This window comes from Streptomyces sp. NPDC006872 (assembly GCF_040635845.1).
Taxonomy (GTDB): Bacteria; Actinomycetota; Actinomycetes; order Streptomycetales; family Streptomycetaceae; genus Streptomyces.
On record NZ_JBEYIL010000001.1, the window covers coordinates 512727 to 538745 of the forward strand.

At 71.9% G+C, this 26019-nt stretch carries 22 protein-coding genes; 14 read left to right on the plus strand and 8 right to left on the minus strand.

Going from position 1 to position 26019, the window contains the following annotated elements; all coding sequences use genetic code 11:
• Entirely contained in the window at window positions 1–408 is a 408-nt protein-coding gene (locus ABZ725_RS02425; protein ID WP_358800939.1) for a hypothetical protein, read from the plus strand.
• Window positions 409–484: 76 nt separating this feature from the next.
• On the opposite strand, the gene ABZ725_RS02430 is transcribed toward ABZ725_RS02425, so the two are convergent.
• The 3 genes from ABZ725_RS02430 to deoC are packed head-to-tail and all read right to left on the minus strand — an operon-like array spanning window position 485 to window position 3772.
• Window positions 485–1372, minus strand: a complete 888-nt coding sequence (locus ABZ725_RS02430) for an aldehyde dehydrogenase family protein (protein ID WP_358800940.1) — start codon at window positions 1370–1372, stop codon at window positions 485–487.
• Entirely contained in the window at window positions 1365–2801 is a 1437-nt protein-coding gene (locus ABZ725_RS02435) for an aldehyde dehydrogenase family protein (RefSeq protein ID WP_358800941.1), read from the minus strand. The genes ABZ725_RS02430 and ABZ725_RS02435 overlap by 8 nt, the downstream gene beginning before the upstream one ends.
• Before the next feature lie 5 nt (window positions 2802–2806).
• Entirely contained in the window at window positions 2807–3772 is a 966-nt protein-coding gene (gene deoC / locus ABZ725_RS02440; protein WP_351908859.1) for a deoxyribose-phosphate aldolase, read from the minus strand.
• A gap of 135 nt (window positions 3773–3907) precedes the next feature.
• Here deoC and ABZ725_RS02445 point away from each other — a divergent pair, with 135 nt between their 5' ends.
• Both ABZ725_RS02445 and ABZ725_RS02450 read left to right on the plus strand, forming a co-directional pair.
• The gene (locus ABZ725_RS02445) at window positions 3908–4753 is read left to right on the plus strand and encodes a PH domain-containing protein (protein WP_358800942.1); all 846 of its coding nucleotides are present in this window, start codon (window positions 3908–3910) and stop codon (window positions 4751–4753) included.
• A 121-nt stretch (window positions 4754–4874) separates the two neighbouring features.
• Window positions 4875–6557: a hypothetical protein gene (locus ABZ725_RS02450; RefSeq protein WP_358800943.1), complete on the plus strand. Its 1683-nt coding sequence runs from the start codon at window positions 4875–4877 to the stop codon at window positions 6555–6557.
• Window positions 6558–6645: 88 nt separating this feature from the next.
• On the opposite strand, the gene ABZ725_RS02455 is transcribed toward ABZ725_RS02450, so the two are convergent.
• Window positions 6646–7413, minus strand: coding sequence for a calcium-binding protein (locus ABZ725_RS02455; protein ID WP_358800944.1), 768 nt, complete (start codon window positions 7411–7413; stop codon window positions 6646–6648).
• A gap of 452 nt (window positions 7414–7865) precedes the next feature.
• Between ABZ725_RS02455 and ABZ725_RS02460 the strand changes: the two genes are divergently transcribed.
• The 9 genes from ABZ725_RS02460 (at window position 7866) to ABZ725_RS02500 (ending at window position 19507) form a co-directional block, all read left to right on the plus strand.
• The gene (locus ABZ725_RS02460; RefSeq protein WP_358800945.1) at window positions 7866–8138 is read left to right on the plus strand and encodes a hypothetical protein; all 273 of its coding nucleotides are present in this window, start codon (window positions 7866–7868) and stop codon (window positions 8136–8138) included.
• A 238-nt stretch (window positions 8139–8376) separates the two neighbouring features.
• Window positions 8377–9393, plus strand: coding sequence for a phosphate ABC transporter permease subunit PstC (gene pstC, locus ABZ725_RS02465; RefSeq protein ID WP_358800946.1), 1017 nt, complete (start codon window positions 8377–8379; stop codon window positions 9391–9393).
• A gap of 15 nt (window positions 9394–9408) precedes the next feature.
• Complete coding sequence (pstA, locus tag ABZ725_RS02470) at window positions 9409–10686, plus strand: phosphate ABC transporter permease PstA (protein ID WP_358800947.1); 1278 nt, start codon at window positions 9409–9411, stop codon at window positions 10684–10686.
• Complete coding sequence (gene pstS / locus ABZ725_RS02475) at window positions 10683–12389, plus strand: phosphate ABC transporter substrate-binding protein PstS (protein ID WP_358800948.1); 1707 nt, start codon at window positions 10683–10685, stop codon at window positions 12387–12389. The genes pstA and pstS overlap by 4 nt, the downstream gene beginning before the upstream one ends.
• Window positions 12386–14815 (plus strand): hypothetical protein, encoded by a 2430-nt coding sequence (locus ABZ725_RS02480; RefSeq protein ID WP_358800949.1) that lies wholly within the window; start codon window positions 12386–12388, stop codon window positions 14813–14815. The genes pstS and ABZ725_RS02480 overlap by 4 nt, the downstream gene beginning before the upstream one ends.
• Window positions 14816–14981: 166 nt before the next feature.
• Window positions 14982–15998 carry a hypothetical protein gene (locus ABZ725_RS02485; protein WP_358800950.1) on the plus strand — a complete coding sequence of 339 codons (1017 nt, stop codon included), beginning with the start codon at window positions 14982–14984 and terminating at the stop codon, window positions 15996–15998.
• Window positions 15999–16103: 105 nt separating this feature from the next.
• A complete protein-coding gene (locus tag ABZ725_RS02490; RefSeq protein ID WP_358800951.1) occupies window positions 16104–17570 on the plus strand; it encodes an Ig-like domain-containing protein in 1467 nt (488 codons plus the stop codon).
• 86 nt (window positions 17571–17656) lie between these two features.
• Window positions 17657–18604, plus strand: coding sequence for a class E sortase (locus tag ABZ725_RS02495; RefSeq protein ID WP_358800952.1), 948 nt, complete (start codon window positions 17657–17659; stop codon window positions 18602–18604).
• Window positions 18605–18625: 21 nt separating this feature from the next.
• On the plus strand, window positions 18626–19507 hold the full coding sequence (locus ABZ725_RS02500) for a phosphate ABC transporter ATP-binding protein (RefSeq protein WP_358800953.1): 882 nt from the start codon (window positions 18626–18628) through the stop codon (window positions 19505–19507).
• 21 nt (window positions 19508–19528) lie between these two features.
• Here ABZ725_RS02500 and ABZ725_RS02505 read toward each other — a convergent pair whose 3' ends face one another.
• The 4 genes from ABZ725_RS02505 to ABZ725_RS02520 form a co-directional block, all read right to left on the minus strand.
• Window positions 19529–21160, minus strand: a complete 1632-nt coding sequence (locus tag ABZ725_RS02505) for a phospho-sugar mutase (RefSeq protein ID WP_358800954.1) — start codon at window positions 21158–21160, stop codon at window positions 19529–19531.
• 162 nt (window positions 21161–21322) lie between these two features.
• Entirely contained in the window at window positions 21323–22147 is an 825-nt protein-coding gene (locus tag ABZ725_RS02510; protein ID WP_358800955.1) for a purine-nucleoside phosphorylase, read from the minus strand.
• A 107-nt stretch (window positions 22148–22254) separates the two neighbouring features.
• A complete protein-coding gene (locus tag ABZ725_RS02515) occupies window positions 22255–22533 on the minus strand; it encodes a hypothetical protein (RefSeq protein WP_358800956.1) in 279 nt (92 codons plus the stop codon).
• A 50-nt stretch (window positions 22534–22583) separates the two neighbouring features.
• Complete coding sequence (locus ABZ725_RS02520; protein ID WP_351908833.1) at window positions 22584–23021, minus strand: gamma-glutamylcyclotransferase; 438 nt, start codon at window positions 23019–23021, stop codon at window positions 22584–22586.
• A 97-nt stretch (window positions 23022–23118) separates the two neighbouring features.
• Here ABZ725_RS02520 and ABZ725_RS02525 point away from each other — a divergent pair, with 97 nt between their 5' ends.
• Window positions 23119–24567: an NAD(P)H-quinone dehydrogenase gene (locus ABZ725_RS02525; protein WP_358800957.1), complete on the plus strand. Its 1449-nt coding sequence runs from the start codon at window positions 23119–23121 to the stop codon at window positions 24565–24567.
• 200 nt (window positions 24568–24767) lie between these two features.
• Window positions 24768–25733, plus strand: coding sequence for a DeoR/GlpR family DNA-binding transcription regulator (locus tag ABZ725_RS02530; protein WP_351908837.1), 966 nt, complete (start codon window positions 24768–24770; stop codon window positions 25731–25733).
• Window positions 25734–26019: the final 286 nt, after the last annotated feature.

Below are 26019 nucleotides of genomic sequence, written 5' to 3' on the forward strand. Positions count from 1 at the left end.
ATGGCCCGACACGACTCCCCCCAGAACTCCACCGGCCGGCGCGCCCTCGCCGCCCTCGCGACCGCCGGAGTGGCGCTGGGGGCGGGCGCCGGCAGTGCCGTCGCGGCCACCGGCGAGCCGGCCGCCGACGTGCTGCGGACGCGCCCCACGTCGATCGGCCGGATCGACCCGCAGGCGGGCGTGCAGGGTGCGCTCGGCTCCCTGACGTACGTCACCGGCGCGGTCTCCGGCCTCAAGCCCAACCCCCTCGCGGGCACCGGCGTCGACCCCCTCGACAACGGCGTCGGCACCCAGCTCGCCGACTTCCGGCCGATCACCTCCCAGATGCTGACCGGGCCGGTGGCGCAGGCGCAGTCGATCGGCTCGATCCCGGTGCTGGGGGAGGCGACGAAGCTGCTGGGCGGCTGACCGCTTCTTCATGGACGGAAGCCGCGTCGCCCCCGGACGGAGGGGCGACGCGGCTTCCGCGTCTTTTGGGGCTGGTCTAGTACGCCGAGCCCGACGCGCCCAGCGAACCCGTCGGGTGCCAGACCGTCTTCGTCTCCAGGAAGGCCGTCATACGGTCCGTGCCCGGAGCCGCCGACCAGTCGTCCACAGGCTGTGGACGAAGAACGCGCTTCAGGTTGTCGGCCGCCGCGATCTCCAGTTCCTTCGCCAGCGCCTCGTCGGCGCCGGCCAGGTCGATCGCGTTGACGTCCTGGTGCGCGGCCAGGGGCGCCGCGATCTCCGCCGTACGGCCGGAGAGGACGTTGACGACTCCGCCGGGGACGTCGGAGGTGGCCAGGACCTCGGCGAGGGAGAGCGCGGGGAGCGGGGACCTCTCGCTCGCGATCACGATCGCCGTGTTGCCCGTCGCGATCACCGGGGCGAGGACGCTCACCAGGCCCAGGAACGACGACTCCTGGGGGGCCAGGACCGCGACCACGCCGGTGGGCTCGGGGGAGGAGAGGTTGAAGTACGGGCCCGCGACCGGGTTTCCGCCGCCCACGACCTGGGCGATCTTGTCGGTCCAGCCCGCGTACCAGACCCAGCGGTCGATCGTCGCGTCCACCTGAAGAGCCGCCTTGGACTTCGACAGGCCCTCGGCGTCGGCGACCTCACGGGTGAACTGGTCCCGGCGGCCCTCCAGCATCTCCGCGACGCGGTAGAGGACCTGCCCGCGGTTGTACGCCGTCGCCCCGGCCCAGCCGCCGAACGCCTTGCGGGCGGCGACGACCGCGTCACGGGCGTCCTTGCGGCTCGACTGCGGGGCGTTCGCCAGCCACTTGCCCTTGGAGTCGCTCACCTCGTACACCCGGCCGCTCTCGGAACGCGGGAACTTCCCGCCGACGTACAGCTTGTAGGTCTTCAGCACAGTCAAGCGGTCAGACATCGAGGTACGCCTCCAGGCCGTGGCGGCCGCCCTCGCGGCCGAAGCCCGACTCCTTGTAGCCGCCGAACGGCGACGTCGGGTCGAACTTGTTGAACGTGTTGGACCAGACGACACCGGCGCGCAGCTTGTTCGCGACCGCGAGGATGCGCGAGCCCTTCTCCGTCCAGATGCCCGCCGACAAGCCGTACGGCGTGTTGTTGGCCTTGGCGACGGCCTCGTCCGGCGTGCGGAAGGTGAGGACCGACAGGACCGGGCCGAAGATCTCGTCGCGGGCGACCTTGTGGGCCTGGGTGACGTTCGTGAACAGCGTCGGCGCGAACCAGTATCCGGCGGTGGGCAGTTCGCAGTCCGGGGACCAGCGCTCGGCGCCCTCCGCCTCGCCCTGCTCGACGAGCGAGGTGATCCGGGAGAGCTGCTCCTCGGAGTTGATCGCGCCGATGTCCGTGTTCTTGTCGAGCGGGTCGCCGAGGCGGAGGGTGGAGAGGCGGCGCTTCAGCGAGTCCAGCAGCTCGTCCTGGATCGACTCCTGGACGAGGAGCCGGGAGCCCGCGCAGCAGACCTGGCCCTGGTTGAAGAAGATCCCGTTGACGATCCCCTCCACCGCCTGGTCGATCGGCGCGTCGTCGAAGACGATGTTGGCGCCCTTGCCGCCCAGTTCGAGGGTGAGCTTCTTGCGGCTGCCCGCGACCGTGCGCGCGATCTCCTTGCCGACGGCCGTGGAGCCGGTGAAGGCGACCTTGTTCACATCCGGGTGCGCGACGAGCGCGGCGCCCGCGCCGCCGTAGCCCGGGAGGATGTTGACGACGCCCTTGGGGAGGCCGGCCTGGCGGCAGACGTCCGCGAAGAACAGCGCCGACAGGGGAGTGGTCTCCGCCGGCTTCAGCACCACCGTGTTGCCGGTGGCGAGCGCCGGGGCGATCTTCCACGCCAGCATCAGCAGCGGGAAGTTCCACGGGATGACCTGGCCGGCGACCCCGAGGGGCCTGGGGTTCGCGCCGAACCCGGCGTGGTCGAGCTTGTCGGCCCAGCCCGCGTAGTAGAAGAAGTGCGCGGCGACCAGGGGGAGGTCGGCGTCGCGCGTCTCCTTGATGGGCTTGCCGTTGTCGAGGGTCTCCAGGACGGCGAGCTCGCGGCTGCGCTCCTGGATGATGCGGGCGATGCGGAAGAGGTACTTCGCGCGCTCGGAGCCCGGCAGTTCGGACCACTTCTCGAAGGCCTTGCGGGCGGCCTTCACCGCACGGTCGACGTCCGCCTCGCCCGCCTGGGCGATCTCGGAGAGGACTTCCTCCGTGCTGGGGCTGACCGTCTTGAAGACCTTGCCGTCGGCCGCCTCGACGAACTCGCCGTCGATGAACAGGCCGTAGGAGGGGGCGATGTCGACGACCGAGCGGGACTCGGGCGCCGGTGCGTATTCGAATACCGAAGCCATGGTGATCAGTCCACCGTCACGTAGTCGGGGCCGGAGTAGCGGCCGGTGGCCAGCTTCTGACGCTGCATCAGCAGGTCGTTCAGAAGCGAGGAGGCGCCGAAGCGGAACCAGTGGTTGTCCAGCCAGTCCTCGCCCGCGGTCTCGTTCACCAGGACGAGGAACTTGATCGCGTCCTTGGTGGTGCGGATGCCGCCGGCGGGCTTCACACCGATCTGGACACCGGTCTGCTGCCGGAAGTCGCGTACGGCTTCCAGCATGAGCAGGGTGTTGGCGGGGGTGGCGTTGACGGCGACCTTGCCGGTGGACGTCTTGATGAAGTCCGCCCCGGCCAGCATGCCGAGCCAGCTCGCCCGTCGGATGTTGTCGTACGTCGACAGCTCGCCCGTCTCGAAGATGACCTTGAGGCGGGCCGCCCCGGAGGCCTCCTTCACGGCGACGATCTCGTCGTACACCTTCATGTACCTGCCCGCGAGGAACGCTCCACGGTCGATGACCATGTCGATCTCGTCGGCGCCGGCGGCGACCGCGTCACGGACGTCCGCCAGCTTGACGGGGAGGGCGGCGCGGCCGGCCGGGAAGGCGGTGGCGACCGAGGCGACCTTGACGCCGGAGCCCGCGACGGCCTCCTTGGCGACGGCCACCATGTCGGGATAGACGCAGACCGCGGCCGTGGCGGGGGTCGTCCGGTCGGTCGGGTCGGGACGGACCGCCTTCGCGCCGAGCGCCCGGACCTTGCCCGGGGTGTCCGCGCCTTCCAGCGTCGTCAGGTCGACCATCGAGATCGCGAGGTCGATGGCGTACGCCTTGGCGGTCGTCTTGATGGAACGGGTGCCGAGCGCGGCGGCGCGCGCCTCCAGGCCGACCGCGTCGACGCCGGGCAGCCCGTGGAGGAAGCGGCGCAGCGAGGTGTCGGACGAGGTCACGTCCGTGAGTGCCTGCGCTGCCGTGGGTGCAGGTGCATTGGTGGGCATGGTCACCAGACGAGCATATCTACGCGCGTAGCGGGTGTACACCCCCGGAAGTCCTTTCGGGGGTGCCGCAGGCCGTCGACGCGCGCGCGGGCTCCGCGTGGGAGCAGGCCGCGGTCGTCGGGCAGAATCGGGGCCATGACGAGCCCGGAAGACCAGGAACCAGCGCGCCGGCCCTCGGGGCCCTCCGAGACACCGGAGACGCCGGAGACGCCGGAGATCTCGGAGACGTCCGCGGCTGGCGAGGCGTCCGAGGTGTCCGCGGCTGGCGAGGTGTCCGCGGCTGGCGAGGCGTCCGGGACGTCGGTTGCCTCGGGTGTCGCGACCAAGGACCGCATCTACCGGTCGCCCGGGGGCCTCGTCGGTGGCGTGCTGCTGCTGGGGCTGGTCGGCTGGCTGGGCATCGACGCGATCGTCGCGGGCGAGGGGCGCACGCCGTGGCTGGCGCTGGCGGTGCTGATCCTGGTCGTGCCGCTGACCGTCGCCCTCACCCTGCGGCCCGCCGTGTACGCGGGCGAGGACCGGCTGCGGGTGCGCAATCCGTTCCGGGTGATCGTGCTGCCCTGGGGGCAGGTCGCCGCACTGCGGTCCGGCTACTCCAACGAGGTCGTCGCCGCGTCGGGCAAGAAGTTCCAGCTGTGGTCCGTCCCCGTCTCGCTGCGGGGGCGCAAGCGCGCGACCCGGCAGGAGAGCCGCGCGAGGGCCGAGCAGCGCGACGGCCGGACCGCCTCCCGGGGCGCCGACGGGCTCGGCCCACTCGGCGGCTTCGGCGGCGGCGGTCGCGCGCGGGCCGGCCGTGCCGTGCCGGACGGGCCCGCGCGTGCCGAGACCGACCGGGTCATGGACGAGCTCCGGCAGCTGTGGGAGGCGCACGAGAAGGACGAGAGCGCCCAGGGGGAAGTGACCGTGCGCTGGGCCTGGGAGATCCTGGGACCGGCGGCGGCCGGGGCCGTGGTGCTGGGGATTCTGCTGGCTGTGGGGTGATCGGGGGATCGGGGGGTGATCGGGAGGAGACTTCCCCGGTCACAGGTTTGTCGGTCATCATCGGCGCTCGCCCCGGTCGCCGTGCCGGCCTTCCTGCCGGGGCCCGTGGGTTGGGGGAGCGATGAGTACGAATTCCGGTGGGGTGCTGCGGCTGCCCGGTTCGGCGATACCGGACGGCTGTCCGTCCTGGGACGGTGAGCAGGCGGAGCGTTGGGCGCGGGCGTTGCCCCCGCGCTGGGTGCCTGTGCGGGCGCGGCTCTCGGTGGTCGTGCCGTTGCTGCTGCTGGCCGTGCCCGGCGCCGGTCTGCTGAGCGCGAACGGCGCGCTGCCCGCGTGGGGCGCGGCCCTGGTCGCGCTGCACCTCGTGTGGCTGGTGCTGCGGCCCGAGGCGGCCGCGGTCCTCGCGCCCGTCGCCCTCGTCGTGGTGCTGGCGCTCGGGGACCTGCACTGGGGTCTGCGGTGGGGGCTCGCGGCCGTGCTCGTGGGAGTCTGGGCGACCGTCTGGCTGCGGCTCGTCGCGCGCAGGCGGCAGCGGGCGGAGGGCCTTGCGGCTGCCGGCGGTGCGACCGCCGTGGTGTCGGGGACCATGTTCGGACGGGTGGAACGCGGCACGTTCCTGCTGGGGTCCGGGCTCGTCACGGTCGTCGCCGGCGCAGTGCTCCACGCGACCGCCGACCTCTGGGGCAGTGTCGACGACCGGCAGGCGACCCCGGGGGCCGCCTGGAGCCTCGCCGGGCTCGGCCTCACCCTGCTGGTCTCCGGGGCCCTGGGCCGCCGCCGGGCCCTCGCCCTGCGCGGGGCGCCCGTCCCGGTGCTGCGCGTGCTCCTGCGCGAGAACAGCGACGTCGACACCGAGGTCTTCGCCGCCGACGACATCGCCGCGCTGCGGCCCCTGTTCACGGTCGCCACCTCCGAGCTCGACGACTCGGCGGACGACGGCGACGACGAAGACGATGACGACGAAGACGGCGATGCCGACGACGATGACGACGAGCTTCGGGACCTGATCGAGCGGGTCGACGCCGGGCGCGCCGGGCCGTTGCGGGAGGGCGTGATGTACGGCGTCCCCTACGACGGCGCCGAGATCGTGTTCGTCGCCGCCTCGGACGAGGCCGGTGAGCCGCCCGTGGTGGAGGCGTCGGTGGGGCCCGTGCGGCCGATGACGGTCGGCGCGGTCCGGCGGGTGGTCCGGGAGGAGAAGCGGAAGGCCGGTCACGAGGCTCATGACGAGGCGCTGCGCCGGGCCGCCGCCGCGGCCGTCGCCGAGGGGGCCGGCCGGGAGGCGCCGGTGGAGGTCCGGCACTGGCGTGCGGGGTGGGCCGACCGGTTCGCCGTCGTGGCGGGGGTGCTGTACGTCGTGACCCTCTGGGAGTCCGGGTGGTGGGGGTTCGTCTACGGCCTAGCGCTGAGCCTGCTCGCCGCCCTGCTGCTGCCGCGCCGACTCGCCTGGCGGATCACCGCCGACCGCGAGGGCCTGTGGTTCAACGGCTTCCGGGAGACCCGGCACATCGCCTGGGACCACATCAGGGTCGTCCGGTGCGAGGGTTTTCAGCTGCGGATCGACAGCAAGCGGGCGTCGTTCGAGGAGTGGACGGTGGCCTCGCCGCGCTGGCGGTGGCTGGAGCGCAGGCTCGGCAGGTCGCACCCCTACGAGCGGACGGCCGCCGAGATCACCGCGATGTGGCGGGAGCCGGCGCTGCGGCCGGTCGGCGTGGGGGACGACCGGCAGCGCGGGCGGCTGCTGTGGCCGCTCGGGGTCGTCATCGGGGCCGTGGGCGCGGCGGCGGTGCTCCTCCTGGCATGACGGCTCGCGGGGTGCGCGGGGCGGTGCAGGCGCCGGGTTCGGCGCCGGGCTTCCCGTGCGGGGAGCCCGGCGCGGTCGGGTCCGGGGGTCAGCCCACGACGTCGACGAAGGCGCCCGGGGAGAGCGCGGGCGCGGTGCTCGCCGTGCCGGCGTAGGACCACCGGTAGGTGCCGTCCGTGTACGCGCGGACGGTGGTGGAGAGGGCGCCGCCGGCGGCCGTCGAGACGGTCTTCAGGGTGCAGAAGGAGCTGCTGCCCTTCGGGCGGAACTGGAGTTCGACGGGTTGTCCGGCCTCGGCGGGCACGGACGCGCCGGTCGCCCAGCCGGCGTTGGTCACGCCGCCCGTGAGGGTGACGGTGCGGCCCCACTTCACCCGCGCGGGAGTGGCGGCGACGGTCGCCTGTGACTCGCGCCGCACGTTGAAGCCGGCCGCGGCGTCGAGGAACTCGGCGTCGCCGTCGGCGCCGATCGCGTAGGCGCTGACGCTCCAGGCGCCGGCCTGGGCGTCGGTGGCCGGGGCGGTGCCGGGGGTGAGGGTGAAGGTCAGGGTGCAGGTGCTGGTGGTGTCGGTGGTCGGGCCGCAGGCCGCGGCGGGGGCCACGGTGGCGTCCGGGGCGGCGAACGAGCCGTGGTAGAGGGTGGCGTTGATCTGGTCGAGGCCGGTCGGGTCGGTCGCGGTGACCTCGACGGTGACGGTTCTCGCGCTCGTGCCGACGACGACGGGACGGCCGTCGCCCACGATCACACCGGTGATGTCGGTGTCGCCGAACCGCTCGTCCGCGTGCGCGGTGGGAACGGCGAGGGCGGACAGGGCCACGACGCCGCACGCGGCGGCGACTGCGGAGTACATACGCATGCGAATTCCCCAATGTGAAATATGAATGCCGTGGGCGTTTGTCGTGAAAAGAAATATCGGGCGGGCCGATTCCGTGGAAAACCGAAGGGGAAATTCGGTGCAAATTTCGGTGGACCTGGCCGCCACCTACGCGTGCCGCGGGCTCGGCATGGCGAATACGCCCACTCCTGTCGTTTTCTGTCGATCGGTGTGTGAACTAGGGGCAACTTTCGAGTGAAAAATAGCGAAGCTGTTGATCCTCTGTGTCTGTCCGCTCACTAACCTGCGGGTGCCGTGCGACCGGTGAACCAACGCCGACTCGTGCGGCTTCCTGATTGGGGATACAGGAGTGGGGATGGATGTCGGCAAGAATGGGGGGCGCGGCCGCACCCGGCACGCGCTGTCAAATAGACATAGGTGCAGATGGCACTTACTCGTGGAGACTGACCGCCACGAACGGGCGGGTGATCGCTGTGGCCGCGAGAACGTACCGGGACTACGGCGAGTGCCGAACCGCCTTCGAACGGACCTGCGCCGACGTCGGGAAGCTGGCCGGCGCGGTGCACCACACCTCGGAGGGCAGCGGCTGGGTCTGGCGGTTACGTGACCCCGTCGGCGGCGTCGTGGCGGTGTCCTCGCGCGCCTACGAGCGGCACTCGACCTGCCAGGCGGCGTACGAGCGGTTCCGGGCGCTGCTGGCCGAGCTCGGGGCGGGCAGGGTGATTCCGTGGGGGGACGGCGAGTGAGCCGCACGGAGCAGTGAGCCGCGCGAACAGCTGACGGATCGGCCGTCGGATCGGCCGTCGGATCGGCCGTCGGCCAGGGGCAAGGGACCGCCGCCCGTAAGGGTTCGGACCCTTGCCCTCTCCTGTCTGCCCCCTCCTGTCGCCGCGTTCACGTCAACATCGGAAGTTGCCCCGCGGGGGCGTCTCGTTCACGTTCAGGTCTACACGCGTCCATCCCACCTCAGAAATGTCGTCATGTGTGACGACGCGAATCATCGAGCGGTCCGTGGCCCCCGCGGACGACCCTCCCAGACGCCTGTACCCCGACCAGGGCATACCGGACCGTGTGTTCCGGGGCGTCCTGCGCGGCGGCGGCACGCTGGTGCTCGCGATCATGCTGCTCGTCGGCGGCTTTCTGACGTACCGGGCCTGGCAGGCGCTGTCCGTCGCGAAGTGGGGCTTCGTCACCACCGAGGCGTGGGAGCCCGAGGGCGGCAACTTCGGCATCGCCGCGGTGATCGTCGGAACCGTGCTGATCGCCATGGTCGCGATCGTGTGCGCGGTCCCGCTGGCGATCGGCACCGCGCTGTACATCTCCGAGTACGCGCCGCCGCGGATCCGCCAGACCCTCATCAGCGTCGTCGACCTGATGGCCGCCGTGCCGTCCGTGGTCTACGGCCTGTGGGGGCTGTTCTTCTTCCAGGGGCATGTGGTCACCCTGTCCCGCTGGATCTCCACCTACTTCGGGTGGATCCCGCTGTTCAGCGTCGACGGCGCCGACCCGACGGACCCGCTCGCCACCGCGACGGTCTTCACCTCCTCCACCTTCATCGCCGGCATCGTCGTCTCCCTGATGGTCGCGCCGATCATCTGCTCGGTGGTGCGGGAGGTGTTCTCGCAGGCCCCGGTCGGCGAGCGGGAGGGCGCGTACGCGCTCGGCGCGCACCGCTGGGGCATGATCCGCAGCGTCGTCCTGCCCTTCGGCAAGGGCGGCATGATCGGCGGCACCATGCTGGGCCTGGGCCGGGCTCTCGGCGAGACCATCGCCGTCTACCTGATCATCTCGCCGGTCTTCGCGATCCAGCCGCACATCCTGCAGAACGGCACCAGCTCGGTCTCCTCGCTGATCGCCCTGCGCTACGGCGAGGCGACCGACCTCGGCATGTCGGCGCTGATGGCCGCCGGCCTCGCGCTCTTCCTGATGACCCTCGTCGTCAACTTCGCCGCTTCGTCGATCGTCGCCCGCAGCCGTTCCGGCGCGACGAGCGACTCCTGAGGAGAACGAGCCCCGATGACCGTCACCGCCCCCCAGAGCCCGCCCGGCGACCGGGCTGCGGCCACCGAGCTGCCCGCCCGCAGGACCGGCGGCCGGTCGACGCGCGAAGAATCGCGCCGCAACCTGGCCACGCTGCACGCCACCGACGTGTACGCGCTGCTGGGCGCCGGCGCCGCGGCCCTCGCCGTCACCTGGCTGCTGTTCGACCGGATGCTGCCCTTCAACGGCGCCCTCGGCTTCCTCGTCGTCGCCTACGCGCTCTTCGTCGGCCTCTACGCGCTGCTCGTCTCCTTCGACGAGGACGGGCCCGCCGTCCGCGACCGGGTGGCCGCCGTGGTCGTCCAGAGTCTCGGCCTGGTGATGCTCGCCGCGCTGGCCTTCGTGGTCGTCTACACGCTCTACGAGGGCCGCGAGGCGCTGCCGCACCTGAACTTCTACACGCAGTCGATGGCCGACGCGGGGCCGGTGGAGCCGCTGAGCGTCGGCGGCATCCTGCACGCGATCGTCGGGACGCTGTGGCAGATCTCCATCGCCCTGGTGATCTGCATCCCCACCGGGCTGGTGTGCGCGGTCTTCCTGAACGAGGTGCCGGGCCCGTTCAGCCGGTTCGTGCGCACCATCGTCGAGGCGATGACCGCGCTGCCGTCCATCGTGGCCGGTCTGTTCATCTACGCGACGATCATCCTGGGCCTCGGCTTCGACCGGTCCGGGCTCGCCGCGGCGCTCGCGATCTCCGTGATGATGCTGCCGATCGTCATCCGCGCCTCGGACGTGGTGATCCGGCTGGTCCCGGGCACGCTGCGGGAGGCGTCCTACGCGCTCGGCACCTCGCGCTGGCGCACGGTCTGGCACGTGGTGCTGCCCACCTCCCGGTCCGGGCTCACCACGGCCGTCATCCTCGGCACCGCGCGCGGGGTGGGCGAGACCTCGCCCGTCCTGCTGACCGCCGGCTTCACCGCGGAGCTCAACACCGACCCGCTCAAGGACCCGATGGTGTCGCTGCCGCTGGCCGCCTTCGAACTCGTCAAGTCCCCCGAGCCCACCTACATCGCCCGCGGCTTCGGCACCGCGGCGGTCCTGCTGATGCTGGTGCTCGTCCTGTTCGTGGTCGCCCGGGTCATCGGCGGCCGCGGGCCGGGCCGGCTGACCCGCCGTCAGGAGCACCGCCGGGTCAGGGGGTCCCGCCGTGACGCGCAGCGCTTCGCCGCGCGCGGCCGCGCCGGCGCCGCGGCGAGTCCGGCATCGACCGCCTCCCTTTCGACCGGTTCCGCATCGACGAGGAGCACCACGTGATACCCGCACCCGTCCGTCGTCCGCGCGCCCTGCGTGTGTACCAGGCGTGGGCGCTGGTCGTCGCCCTGGTCTGCGCGCTGCTCGCCCTGCATCCGCCGGGGGCCGAGGCCGCTAGCTATGTGAAGATCAGCGGCTCCGGCTCTACGTGGAGCGCCAACGCCATCGAGCAGTGGCGCCGCAACGTCCGTCAGCAGGGCATGACCGTGAACTACCAGTCGGTGGGCTCCACGGTCGGCCGCACCCAGTTCGCCAACGGATCCTCCGACTTCGGCGTGTCCGAGATCCCCTACGGGCTCACCGAGTTCGGCGCGACGGACACCCCGCCGCAGCGCAAGTACGCCTATATGCCGATCGTGGCCGGCGGTACGTCGTTCATGTACAACCTGAAGATCGGCGGACATCGGGTCACCAACCTGCGGCTGTCCGGGGACGTCCTCACCAAGATCTTCACCGGCAAGCTCACGATGTGGAACGCGGCGGAGATCAAGGCGGACAACCCCAAGCTGGCCCTGCCGGCCCGCCGGATCGTCCCGGTCATCCGCTCCGACGGCTCGGGCACCACCGCGCAGTTCACGCTGTGGATGTCCAAGCAGCACTCCGCGCTCTGGAACGACTACTGCCGTCGGGCGGGCAAGCCCACACCCTGCGGTCTGACCTCGTACTTCCCGAACATCCCGGGCTCCGGTTTCGTCGCCCAGTCCGGCTCGCTCGGCGTCGCGGGCTACACCAAGCAGCCGCAGGCCGAGGGCGCCATCACCTACGTCGAGTACTCGTACGCCACGAACGCGGGCTTCCCGGTGGCCAAGATCCTCAACAAGTCCGGCTACTACGTCGAGCCGACCGCCTCCGCCGTGGCCGTCGCGCTGACCAAGGCCAAGATCAACAACGACCCGCGCTCCGCGAACTACCTGACCCAGAACCTGGACACCGTCTACACCTACGGCGACCGGCGCACCTACCCGCTGTCCAGCTACAGCTACATGATCATCCCGATCCGGGAGGAGATGGACTTCACCAAGGCCAAGGGCGCCACGCTGAGCGCGTTCAGCAACTACTTCCTGTGCGAGGGCCAGCAGCAGGCCGACCGGCTCGGCTACTCGCCGCTGCCGATCAACCTGGTCGAGGCCGCCATGGAACAGGTGCGCAAGATCCCCGGCGCCCAGGTGGAGAACATCAACATCAGCAAGTGCAACAACCCGACGTTCTCCAGCGACGGGACGAACCTGCTGGCCAAGAACGCCAAGTACCCGCAGGCCTGCGACAAGAAGGGCTCCGACCAGTGCGCCGCCGGCACCGGCGGCGCCAGGACGCCCACCACGTCCTCCGGCAGCGGCGGCAGTGGCTCGGGCGGCTCCGGTTCCACCGGCGGCACGACCGGCGGCTCGACCGCGACGGGCGGTTCGGGGACGACCGGCTCGGGCGGCGCCACCGGCGGCACGACCGGCGGATCGACCGCGACGGGCGGCACGACCGGCGGCACGGTCGTCGACCCCGACACCGGTGAGGTGCTCGGCGCGGACGGCGGCACCGGGGACACCTCGGTCGCCGCGAGCCCGGTCTCCCTCGCCTCCGGCGACTCTCTCGGGCTGCGCACCGCGCTGATGGCGCTGTCGGCCGTCCTGCTGCTCGGCGTGGTCGTGGGACCGCCGCTGATCGGCCGACTGATGTCCAACCGGACGCGCCGCGACGGAGGTTCGGCATGACCGCCCCGCTCCGGCCGGCGGCCGTGCCCCGGTCGCGTGTCCTCGCCGCCGTGGGCGCCCTGGTGGCCGGCCTCGTCCTGGCCGTGCTGCCGGTGCCGCCCGCCGCCACGCCCGCCGCGGCCGCGGACGGCTCCGCGGTGACGGTGACCGGGAAGCAGGGCAAGTACGACGACTTCTCCGGGCTGAAGGTGACGGTCCACCAGACGAAGAACCTGCGCACCCAGGGCGTGCGGGTCACCTGGGAGGGCGGCGCGCCCACCACGACCGACACGGCGTTGTGGACCGACTACCTCCAGATCATGCAGTGCTGGGGCGACGACGCGACCGGCCCCACGCGCGAGCAGTGCGTGTACGGCGGATCCGGGATCCCGCTCCCGGGCACCGGCGTGGACGGCCGCTCGCTCCCCGTGGGCTCCGACCTCGACGAGACGCAGTACACGGGCCCCGGCGCGTTCGTCCCGTTCCGCCCCGCCGGCGACTTCCCGCCCACCACGACCCCCAACGACAAGACCTACTTCGGCCCGCTGGACACCAACGAGCAGCCCGCCAACCGCACCTTCGCGGGCGGCGAGGGCGAGACGACCTTCGAGGTCCAGGACGGCATCCAGGCCCCCCACCTGGGGTGCGGACTGAACACGGCGCCCGCCGGGGCCACCCCCGTGCCCCGGTCGTGCTGGCTGGTCGTCGTGCCGCGCGGCACGCACAACGCCGACGGCACGGACGTCACACGACCGGGCCAGGACGGCACGATCGACGGCTCGCCCCTGTCCACCACCAACTGGGCCCAGCGGCTGGTGGTCGAGCTGGACTTCCTGCCGGTCGACGAGTTCTGCCCGGCGGGCCAGCCGGAGCGGCCCACCGCGGGCTCGGAGCTGGCGACGGACGCCGTCACCTCCTGGCAGCCGAAGCTCTGCACCTCCACCGGCAGCACCTTCGCCTTCACCCAGGGCGGCGAGGAGCCCGCCAGGGGCCAGGTGCAGGCCACCACGGCCGAGACGCCCGTACTCGGCTTCACCGTCGATCCGGTGGCCCCCACGGAAGGCGCGCCGAAGGTCGTGCACGCACCGGTGGCGGTGTCCGGGCTGACGGTCGCGTTCTTCATGGAAAGCGCGTCCGGCGTCGTGCAGGAAATGAAACTCACCCCACGCCTCGTCGCCAAGATGCTCACGCATTCCTATGTCAAGGACGTGACCCTGGCCGACGCTCCGGACCATCTGGCCGGAAATCCCTTGTTCTTCAACCAGGATCCGGAATTCAAGGCGCTGAACCCTGAATTCCCGGCGTTGAGCGGACAGCCGACGAGCCTCATGGTTCCCCTGACGAGTTCCGACACCACACGGCTCGTCTGGAACTGGCTCCAGTCGGACCAGGAGGCCCGGGACTTCCTCTCCGGTCAGGCAGACCCCTGGGGAATGAAGGTGAACCGCTACTACAAGGACATGGACCTGGCCGCGGCCACATCGCTGACCGACTTCCCCAAGGTGGACCCGACGCGGTCGCCGGCGCTCGCCAACGGGGAGCCGGCCCTCACCTACGCGGTGACGGACCTGGACCCGTACACGGCCGACCTGCACGACGGCGCGTTGCGCACCCGCCGCGGGAACAACAACAACGTCGTCAAGTGGGAGCCGGGGAACAACGCCCCGCCCAAGCTCGCCAACGAGGTGCCCCTGTCGGGCCGGCACGCCGTCATGGCGATCGTCGACACCGCGTCGGCGGAGCGCTACGGACTGAAGACGGCGGCCCTGCGCAACGCGAGCGGCGCCTACGTGCTGCCCACCACCGACACCCTCACGGCCGCCGTCGGCCGGATGCGGCCGTCCGCCGTGGACGCGACCGTGCTCGAGCCGGATCCGGCGCTGGCCACGGGGCAGGCGTACCCGCTGACCGCTGTCGCCTACGCCGCGGCCTCGGTCAACCAGGACGCAAAGGCCCGCCAGGCGTACGCGAGGTTCATCAGGTACGCGGCCGGAGCCGGCCAGACACCGGGCCTGTCCGCGGGCGAACTGCCCCCCGGATACGCGCCCCTGCCGACGCAGCAGCGCACACAGGCGCGGACCGCCGCCGACGCCCTGGAGCGCGGCGCGACCGCGACCGACCCGGGTTCCGACGGCACGGACTCCGGCGGCACCGGCGGATCGGACTCCGGGACCGGGGGCGCCTCGTCCGGCGCGGACACCGGGGGCGCGTCCACCGGCGGAACCGGCGGCCCCGCCTCCGCCACCCCCGTGGCCGACGCCGCGGGCGGCTCCGCCGTGCCCTCCGCGGGACCCCAGGAGAATGTCGCCGAAACCGCGAGCGGAGTCACGCCCAAAGATGTCCTGGGAATTGTCCGCTGGGTTCTTCTGGTCGTTCTTTTCGTGGGCGGAGCAGCCGGGCTTTCCGGTCCCATAATGCTGCGCCTTGCCGGACGGCGGTCCCCCTAGGGGGTGCCTAGGAAATCTCCGATTCACCTTTCCCTCATGGCCAGTTCGTGGCCATCGCCGGGAAATCCTGGAAATGTACGCAGTGGCCGATCGACGGGTCGGCGGCAAGAAAATCCGGATTCTGTTGAAAGTCCATTCTTCGCAATCCAGAACGAGGGGTTCAGAAATGAACGTCAAGTCTCGCGCTCAGGTCGGCGCCGCTTTCGGTGTCGCCGCTCTCGGTCTCGGCATCCTGGCCGCTCCGGCTTCGGCCGACCCGGGCTCGACCACTGAGTACCGTCAGCTCGCCGGTGTGGGTTCGGACACCACTCAGTACGTCATGAACGGCCTGGGCGACGTCATCACGAACGCCAACGGCAAGGTCATCGCGTCGTACGACGCCACGCCCGTCAACACCACGATCACCACCAAGGACCCGGCGGCCAAGCCGAACTGCACGATCAACCGCCCGAACGGCTCCTCGGCCGGCATCACGGCGCTGAACAACGACATCACCGCCACCACCGGCTGCCTCGACTTCGCCCGCTCCTCGCGCGGCCCGGTCGACACCACCACCGCCGACCTCACCTTCATCCCGTACGCCAAGGACGGCGTCACCTACGCCACCGACCTGGGCAGCACGGTGCCGACCAACCTGACGAAGGCGCAGCTGGCGTCCATCTACACCAACTGCACCTACACCGACGCCGCGGGCACCTCGTTCACCGTCCAGCCGCTGCTGCCGCAGACCGGCTCGGGCACCCGGACCTTCTGGCTGTCGGCCATCGGCATCAGCGAGACCCAGGTCGGCTCCTGTGTCACCCAGGGCATCCAGGAGCACGACGGCACGGCGATCAGCAACGGCACCCAGCTGATGCCGTACTCGATCGCCCAGTGGATCGCCCAGGGCAAGGGCTTCGCCGACGTCCCGAACCGCCGCGGCGAGTCGCGTCTGCGCAGCATCAACGGCCTGGCCCCCACCACGGGCTCGGGCACCGCGATCGCGCTGAACACGAACTTCGACGCCGGCTTCCTGCGGGACGTCTACAACGTCGTCCAGAGCACTCGGCTCACCGACCCGGTCATCGCGGACACCTTCGTGGGCTCCGCCTCCAAGGTCTGCGCCAACACCGCCACCATCACCGGCTACGGGTTCGGCGCCGCGACCAACTGCGGCGCCACGACCCTCACGGGCGAGCGCTGAGCAGTGATCGTCCGCTGAATCCCGCGCAACGGCCGGGCACCGTCAGGTGCCCGGCTCCGCGCGCTGTCCCTGTACACCCGTCAACCGACCCCGGGGGGCAACGAAATGACAGTGCTCCGTCCCATCCGAAGAACGGCCGCCGTCCTGGCCGCCTGCGCCCTGCTCGCCGTGGGCCTGGTGACCCTGGCCGTGACCCAGTCCCAGCCCGCCCGGGCCGCCTCCGTCGGCGAGTTCGCCCTGACCCCCGGCAGCGGCAGGCTGACCGACCCGCAGCCCATCGCCGGCTCCCTGTCCCTCCCCGGCAAGTGCCCCGACGCCGCCATCGAGGAGATCAACTGGAACAGCGTCCTCAGGCTGTACGTGGTCAAGGCCGACGGCAAGGAGGCCACCGCGCTGAACGGCATCACCGCCAAGGGCCCCTACACCGCGGCCACCTCGGCGATCTCGCTGGCCGCCGCGGACAACCCGGGCCTGGCGGTCGCCGACCTCGCGAACGTCATCACCGGCGACGGCACCTACGAGCTGCGGCTGCGCTGTGTGGACAACTTCGACTGGGCCGAGGCGCCCGACTCGATCGTCCCGGGCAACCCCTACTGGTCCCAGAAGATCACCGTGACCGGTGACGCCTGGGTGGTCGGCGAGGGCGCCACGGCCACCAGCCTCAGCCTGGCGGCCGTCCCCGCCGACGCCGAGCCCGGAGCGGCCGTCAAGCTCACCGCGACCGTCTCACCGGCCGCGGCCATCGGCACCGTCACCTTCCTGGAGGGCGCCACCGTCCTGGGCACGGGCACGGTCGCCGCCGGCAAGGCCGAGTTCAGCACGACGACCCTGCCCCAGGGGCGGCACGACGTCACGGCCCGCTTCACCCCCACGTCCACCGCCGAGTGGGGCGCTTCGGAGGCGACCGCCACGACCGTGCTCGTGTACCTCGCGGACTACGAGATCCGCGACGCCTCGGACGTGCGGCTGGCCGCCGAACCCCAGCTGCAGCGCGGCCAGAAGGTCAAGCTGATCGTCCGCGGCTGCACGGCCGGCACGGCGTACACGATGAAGATGAGCGGCAACGACGCCGCCTTCCCCACCGCCACCGCCGACGCGAGCGGAGTGGCGACCTGGTCGTCCCTCACCGTTCCCGACGACGCGGTGGCCGGCCGGGCGTCCTGGACGTTCACCGCGACCGGCAAGAACTGCAAGGTGAACGGCGGTACGGGCGCGGAGTTCAGCACCGCGGCCTTCACCCTCGGCGAGCCGTCCGGCTCCCCGTCGCCGACCGCCACGGACGACCCGACGGGCGACCCCAGTGACGACCCCACGGACGATCCCACGACCGACCCCACCGACGACCCGACCGGCGACTCCTCCGGCACGACGTCCGGCACGACCTCCGGGACCACCGGCGGTGACTCCGGCTCCGGGGGGACCTCGACGACCGGCGGCGGCCTCGCCTCCACCGGCAGCGAGATCGCGCTGTTCTCCGGCGTCGGCGCGCTCGTCCTGTTCACGGCAGGCGTCCTGTTCATCCGGTTCGGCCGCCGCAACGGGCTGCTGACCTTCGGCGACCCGCGCTCATAACGGCGGGGGCACGGGCGGCGGGCTCCCGGCCCGCCGCCCGCGCCCGTCGTCTCTCCACCACACACCACTTCACAGGAGCGCTGTCCGTGACCGTGCTGTCCCCGCCCCCGCCGGCCGAGGCGGCGCCGGCGCCGGCGCCTTCGCCCGAGCCCGACCCGGCGCCCGCCTCCCGGCCGCCCCGGGGCGAGCGCGCCGGCCTCGCCTTCGCCGGCGCCGCGCTGTGCGTGCTCGCCGCCCTGCTGCTCGGCTTCGCGGCCAACCTGACCATCGTGGGCCACCTCCAGCACGCCCGTGACCAGCAGACCGCCTACGACGAACTGCGCCGTCAACTCGCCCTCGGCATCGCGCCGGTGGGGCAGCGGACGTACGAGGGCGACCTGGTGACGCCGGGCGCGCCCGTGGCCCTGCTGCGCATCCCGGCGCTGGGTCTGAAGGAGGTCGTCGCCGAGGGCACCGCCTCCGGGGTGCTGATGTCCGGCCCCGGCCACCGCCGGGACACCCCGCTGCCGGGACAGGCCGGCACCAGCGTGATCATGGGCCGCCAGTGGGGGTACGGCAGCCCGTTCAACGACATCCACCAGCTGCCGGTCGGCGCCGAGATCCGGGTGACGACCGGTCAGGGCACCGCCGTCTACACCGTCTCCGGCGTCCGCCGCCAGGGCGATCCGCTGCCGCCCGCGCTCCGCCAGGGCCAGGGTCGGCTGATGCTCATCACCGCCGCCGGCGGCCCCTACACCCCCTCCGGCACCGTCCTCGTCGACGCGACCCTGACGAGCACGGCGCAGCCCGCCCCGCCCCGCCCGCTCACCCTCGGCTGGCTCGACGAGTCCGAGAAGGCGCTGGGCAGCGAGAAGGCCGCCTGGCTCCCGGTGTTCCTCTGGTCGCAGGCGCTGCTGCTCGCCGCCCTGCTCACCATGGCCGCCTACCGCGTGTGGGGCCGCTGGCAGACCTGGATCGTCGCCGTGCCCGTCCTGGCCGCCCTGGGCCTCGCCGTCTCCGGCGCCGCCACCCGACTGCTGCCCAACCTGCTCTGATCGACGAGGAGTTCACCCGACATGTCCGAGACGCCCGACACGCTCGTCGACGAAATCCCGGGCCCCACGCTCAAGTTGGAGAGCGTCCGACCGGGCGAGCCGGCCCGCACCCGTGCGGGCGGCGGCAACCCGGCCACCCTGGAGGCCGACTCCATCTCGGCCTGGTTCGGCGACCACAAGGTCCTGGAGCAGGTCTCGCTCACCATGCCCGCCCGCAAGGTCACCGCGCTGATCGGCCCGTCCGGCTGCGGCAAGTCCACCTTCCTGCGGATCCTCAACCGCATGCACGAACTGATCGGCTCCGCCTCCCTCGCGGGCCGGGTGCTGCTCGACGGCGACGACATCTACGACCGCGGGCGGCGCATCACCCACGCCCGCCGTGAGATCGGCATGGTCTTCCAGAAGCCGAACCCCTTCCCGGCGATGTCGATCTACGAGAACGTCACCGCCGGTCTGAAGCTGGGCGGCATCAAGGCCGGCCGGGACGCCAAGGACACGCTCGTCGAGGAGTGCCTGACGAAGGCGGGCCTGTGGAAGGAGGTCCGCGATCGCCTCCGCCAGCCCGGCGGCGCGCTCTCGGGAGGCCAGCAGCAGCGTCTCTGCATCGCGCGCTCGCTGGCCGTGCGCCCGAGGGTCCTGCTCATGGACGAGCCGTGCTCGGCGCTCGACCCGACCTCGACGCGGCGCATCGAGGAGACGATCCACGAGCTCTCCGACGAGGTGACGATCGTGATCGTCACCCACAACATGCAGCAGGCGGCCCGGGTCTCCGACCAGTGCGCGTTCTTCCTCGCCGAGCAGGGCACCCCCGGCGCGATCGTCGAACACGGCCCCACGAGCGCCATGTTCGACAGCCCGCAGGACCCGCGCACCTCGGACTACGTCAACGGCCGCTTCGGATAAGCGGCCGTCGAGCGCGCGGACTCAGATGCCCGCGGCCGCCGACAGATCCCGCTTGATCGCCGCGAGGAGGACGTCGGCGGCGGCGCGGGCCTGTGGCAGACCCGAGTGCTCGGCCACCGGCACCACGACCTCCAGATAGCACTTCAGCTTCGGCTCGGTGCCGCTGGGCCGGACGATCACCCGCGCGCCGTCGAGGGTGTAGCGCAGGCCGTCGGTGGGCGGGAGCGTCTCGGTGCCCTGGGTGAGGTCCTCGGCGCGGGTGACGGCGAGCCCCGCGAGGGAGGCGGGCGGCTGCTCGCGCAGTCGTCGCATGGCGTCGGCGATGACCGACAGGTCCTCCACCCGCACCGACAGCTGGTCGGTGGCGTGCAGCCCGTGCTCCACGGCGAGGTCGTCGAGCAGGTCGAGGAGGGTGCGCCCCGCCTCCTTGAGCTCGGAGGCCAGCTCCGTGATGAGCAGCGCGGCGGTGATCCCGTCCTTGTCGCGGACGCCCTCGGGGTCCACGCAGTAGCCGAGGGCCTCCTCGTAGCCGTAGCGCAGGCCGTCCACGCGGGCGATCCACTTGAAGCCGGTGAGGGTCTCCTCGTAGGGCAGCCCGGCCTTCTCGGCGATCCGGCCGAGGAGCGAGGACGAGACGATCGACTCGGCGAGGACGCCGGTGGCCCCGCGCCGCACGAGGTGGGCGGCGAGCAGCGAGCCGACCTCGTCCCCGCGCAGCATCCGCCAGTCCCCGCCGTCCGGGACGGCCACGGCGCAGCGGTCGGCGTCCGGGTCGTTGGCGATGATCAGGTCGGGACCGCTGTCGCGGGCCGTCGCGAAGGCCAGGTCCATGGCCCCCGGCTCCTCCGGGTTGGGGAAGGAGACGGTCGGGAAGTCCGGGTCGGGCTCGGCCTGCTCGGCGACGAGGACCGGCGCCGGGAAGCCCGCGCGAGCGAAGGCGGCGAGCAGGACGTCCTTGCCGACGCCGTGCATCGCCGTGTAGACGGTCCGGGCGGTGCGGGGCGAGTCCGGGGCGAGGACGGCGTCGGTACGGGCCAGATAGGCGTCGAGGACGGCGTCGTCGAGGATCTCCCAGCCGCCGTCCGGGCGCGGCACGTCGGCCAGGGAGCGGACGGCCTCGATCTCGGCCGCGATCTCGGCGTCGGCGGGCGGCACGATCTGCGAACCGTCGCCCAGGTACACCTTGTAGCCGTTGTCGCGCGGCGGGTTGTGGCTGGCGGTGACCTCGACCCCCGCGACCGCGCCGAGGTGCCTTATGGCGTACGCCAGGACGGGGGTCGGCAGCGGGCGCGGCAGCACGGCGGCCCGCAGCCCGGCGCCCGTCATCACGGCGGCGGTGTCGCGGGCGAAGTCGGCGGACTTGTGACGGGCGTCGTAGCCGATCACGACGAGCCCGCCGCGCTGCCCCTTGGCGTCGAGGTACGCGGCGAGACCGGCGGCCGCGCGGATGACGACCGAGCGGTTCATGCGCATCGGGCCGGCGCCGAGCTCGCCCCGCAGGCCGGCCGTGCCGAACTGGAGGGTGCCGCCGAAGCGGGCGGCGAGCTCGGCGACGTCTCCGGCGGCCAGCAGCTCGGCGAGTTCCTCGCGGGTCTCCGGGTCGGGGTCCTCGGCGAGCCAGGTCTGGGCCCGGGCGATGAGATCGTCGTGCACGGTCGGTCAACCTTCTCTTGGGCGGCTGCTCCGGCGGCGCCGGTCGGCATCATCCAGCCTGTCTGGGGGTCCCCCCTCTGGGGGAGTTCGAGGACGAGGCCCGTTCAGGGCCGAAGCGGGGGCCCGGGGGCGCCAGCCCCCGGACACCGGCGGAACCGATGCCTACAGCCGGTCCAGCACCTGGGTCAGCAGCGCCCCCATCCGGGTCGCCGAGTCGCGCCCCGCCTGAAGAACCTCTTCGTGGTTCAGCGGCTCACCCGTCATACCGGCGGCGAGGTTGGTGACGAGGGAGATGCCGAGCACCTCGGCGCCCGCCTCCCGCGCGGCGATCGCTTCGAGCACCGTGGACATGCCCACCAGGTCCGCCCCGATGACCCGAGCCATCCGGATCTCGGCGGGAGTCTCGTAGTGCGGGCCGGGGAACTGGGCGTAGACGCCCTCCTCCAGCGTGTCGTCGATCTCCTTGCACAGCGCGCGCAGCCGCGGCGAGTACAGGTCCGTGAGGTCGACGAAGTTCGCGCCGACGATCGGGGACGTCGCCGTGAGGTTGATGTGGTCGCTGATCAGGACCGGCTGGCCGGGGCGCATGCCCTCGCGGAGGCCGCCACAGCCGTTGGTCAGCACGATCGTCTTGCAGCCGGCCGCCACCGCCGTACGGACGCCGTGCGCGACGGCGGCCACACCACGGCCCTCGTAGAAGTGGGTGCGGCCCAGGAAGACCAGGGCCCGCTTCTCGCCGATCTTGTACGAGCGGACCTTGCCGCCGTGGCCCTCCACCGCCGGCGGCGGGAAACCGGGCAGCTCGGTGACCTGGAACTCGGCGTCGGGAGCGCCGAGGGCGTCCACGGCCGGCGCCCAGCCGGAGCCCATCACGAGGGCGACGTCGTGGGTCTCGGCGCCGGTCAGTTCGCGCAGGCGCGAGGCGGCGGCGTCGGCGGCGGCGTGGGGGTCGCCCTGGATGTCGTCCGGGAGAAGAGATGCGTTCACGCGACTGAGGGTAGCCGGTTCCGGCCTACGCGCGTAGATGACAGAGCCCACCGGAAGGCGATCGTTGTCTTGTCGTTTCCAACGAGGCGAGCGCGATCGGAGGACGGTCAGACGTCCGTGATCAGGATGTCGCTGTCGTCGAAGACCTCGACGATGAAGATCAACAGGCGGCCGCGGCTGACCGTGTACTCCACGAGCACGTTCTGTGTGAGGCGGATCGTGCGGTCGTCGCCGGTGGAACCCATGGGCCGCGACACGGAAGGGAACGGGTCTCGGGCCAACAGGGCGATGCCCTTGTCGAACGTGGTGCGCTGCCGGTCGTCGAGCCGGTCGCGGGCCTCGGCGGCCTGCACCGTGTAATAGACGGCATAGGTAGCCCGCGACATGCGCTCTCCCGTTGGTACGTAGATGTCCCAAGTCTAAGGAGCCGACCCCTTCAGCAGGGTCGTTTCCGCAGCTCCATCACGTAATCGTGTGGCGCGCCCGCGGACTCCGCCGCGTCGGCGATCTCGCCGAGGTAGCGGGCCGACGGAAGGCCGCCCTCGTAGCCGTCGAGGACGTACATCCACGCGGACTCCGTCCCGTCCAGCGTGTGGACCTGGACCCGGGCGCGGCGGTAGATGCCCAGGCCGACGCCCTCCCAGCGGTCCAGGGAGTCCTCGTCCATGGGGGCGACGTCGTACAGCGCGACGAAGACCTGCGCAGCGGGGTCCTCCACGACCATCGCCAGCGCGCCCTCCCAGCCCAGCTGCTCCCCGCCGAACGTGAGCCGCCACCCGTTCAGCCAGCCGGTGGCGCGCAGCGGCGAGTGGGGAGCACGGCGGGTCATCAGCCGCGCGTCGAGGTTGCCGGCGTACGCGGCGTAGAGCGACATGTAGAGGAGAGTACGGCAGCCCGCGCACGCGTCACTCCCGTAACAGTGCGGCCTCGCCGCGCCCCCGGGGCGCTATCACCGTCGGCCGTGCGGGAGAATGGAGCATGTGACTCGGATCGTGATCATCGGTGGCGGACCCGGCGGCTATGAGGCGGCCCTGGTGGCCGCGCAGCTCGGCGCGGAGGTGACCGTCGTCGACTGCGACGGTCTGGGCGGAGCGTCGGTGCTGACCGACTGCGTGCCGTCGAAGACCCTTATCGCCACGGCAGAGGTGATGACCACCTTCGACTCGTCGTACGAGGAACTGGGCATCATCGTCGCCGACGACACCCCGCCGCTGGAGCAGACGGCTCGGGTCGTCGGGGTCGACCTCGGCAAGGTCAACCGACGGGTGAAGCGCCTCGCGCTCGCCCAGTCCCACGACATCACCGCCTCCGTCACCCGGGCCGGCGCCCGCGTGCTGCGCGGCCGCGGCCGGCTCGAGGGCATGCAGGCCCTGGACGGCTCCCGCAAGGTCGTGGTCACGGCCGCCGACGGCACCGAGGAGACCCTCGTCGCCGACGCCGTCCTGCTCGCCACCGGCGCCCACCCGCGCGAGCTGCCGGACGCCCAGCCCGACGGCGAGCGCATCCTGAACTGGACCCAGGTCTACGACCTCGCCGAGCTCCCCGAGGAGCTCATCGTGGTCGGCTCCGGTGTGACCGGCGCGGAGTTCGCCGGCGCCTACCAGGCCCTCGGCTCCAAGGTCACCCTCGTGTCGTCCCGCGACCGTGTGCTGCCCGGCGAGGACCCGGACGCCGCCGCCGTCCTGGAGGACGTCTTCCGCCGCCGCGGCATGAACGTCATGGCCCGCTCGCGCGCCGAGTCCGCCAAGCGGGTCGGCGACCGGGTCGAGGTGACGCTGTCCGACGGCCGGGTCATCTCCGGCTCGCACTGCCTGATGGCGGTCGGCGCCATCCCCAACAGCGAGGGGATGGGGCTGGAGGAGGCGGGCGTCCGGGTCCGCGAGTCCGGCCACATCTGGACCGACAAGGTCTCCCGCACCACCGCCCCCGGCGTCTACGCGGCCGGTGACGTGACGGGCGTCTTCGCCCTGGCCTCCGTCGCCGCCATGCAGGGCCGGATCGCCATGTACCACTTCCTCGGCGACGCGGTGGCCCCGCTCAACCTGAAGACCGTCTCCTCGAACGTCTTCACCGACCCCGAGATCGCCACCGTCGGCTACACCCAGGCCGACGTCGACGGCGGCAAGATCGACGCGCGGGCCGTCAAGCTGCCGCTGCTGCGCAACCCGCGCGCCAAGATGCAGGGCATCCGCGACGGCTTCGTCAAGATCTTCTGCCGGCCCGGCACGGGCATCGTCGTCGGCGGCGTGGTCGTGTCGCCGCGCGCCTCGGAACTGATCCACCCCATCTCGATCGCCGTCGACAACAATCTGACGGTCGAACAGATCGCGAACGCGTTCACCGTGTACCCGTCCCTTTCGGGGTCGATCGCGGAGGTCGCGCGTCAGCTGCACACGCGCAAGGCGGCGGGCGAGGCCTGACGGCCCGGCGCAGAACCGTTTCGACTCCCCGTCGGGCGCGGGGAGTTGACGGGCGGTTGACGGCGGGTCGCGGGCGAGTTGACGGCGCGTCATCTTCGGAAGTGGGCCCTATACCACCTCCCGTCCCCCTGTGCGAACAACTTCTACTATTCGGCGCAAAGAGCTGAAAGCAGACGGTCGTCCGCGTTACTGTCAGTTTCGTGTTCGCTGCAGAACGTCGTCAATTGATCCTCGAAATGGTGCGAGCGAACGGGGCCGTGTCGCTCCGTGAACTCGCCCGCGTCGTCCAGACCTCCGAAGTGACCGTGCGGCGGGACGTGCGCGCACTGGAGGCAGAAGGACTCCTCGACCGCCGGCATGGCGGTGCGGTATTGCCGGGCGGGTTCACGCGAGAGTCCGGCTTTCCGCAGAAATCCCATCTCGCGACCGCCGAAAAAACCGCCATCGCGGACCTCGCCGCCAACTTCGTCGAAGAGGGCGAGGCCATTGTGGTCGGGGCGGGAACCACGACACAGGAGCTGGCCCGCCGGCTCGCCCGGGTGCCCGGACTGACCGTCGTCACCAATTCCCTTCTGGTGGCCCAGGCATTGGCCCATGCAAACCGGGTCGAGGTCGTGATGACCGGCGGCACCCTGCGCGGTTCCAACTACGCCCTCGTCGGAAGCGGCGCCGAGCAGTCCCTGCAGGGGCTCAGAGTGTCGCGGGCCTTCCTCTCCGGGAGCGGACTGACGGCCGAGCGCGGGCTGTCCACGTCCAACATGCTGTCGGCGTCCGTGGACCGGGCGCTGGTGCAGGCGGCCGCCGAGGTCGTCGTCCTCGCCGACCACACCAAGCTCGGCACCGACACCATGTTCCAGACCGTGCCCACGGACCTCATCACCCGCCTGGTGACCGATGAGCCGCCCGCGCACGACGACCGTGCCGCCACCGAACTACAGGCCCTGGCCGACCAGGGGGTGCAGATCGCCGTGGCCGGGGCGGCGGGAAGCCAGGGGGGTGAAGCGGTCCCGGCGCGCCACCAGCAACAGCAGCGTCGGGACGTACCGTTGCCGGCCCCGCGCCGGGGGCAGCTGCCGGGTGCGGGTGCGCTGCGCGCGGCTTCGGCGTTGGGGGAGGCTGCTCCTGGCGGGGAGCGGGCGCGGGTCGCGGACCTGCGCCGTCGCTGACGGCGCGGTCCACGGCTCCTGGGGGCTGCCGCCCCCAGACCCCCGCTTCGGCCCTGAAGGGGCCTCGTCCTCAAACGCCGGACGGGCTGAAATGCCATCGCCGGGCGGGGTGGAAAGCAGAGGCCCGGCGGGCTGAAATGCGTGCGCCGGGCGGGGCGGACAGCAGACGCCCGGCCGGCTGAAAAGCAGGCGCCCGGTCGGTTGTAAAGCAGATGCCCGGCGGGGCGAAGAGGAAATGCGCGAGGCGCCCGGGGTTGCCGGGCGCCTCGACATGGTTGATCGCGGG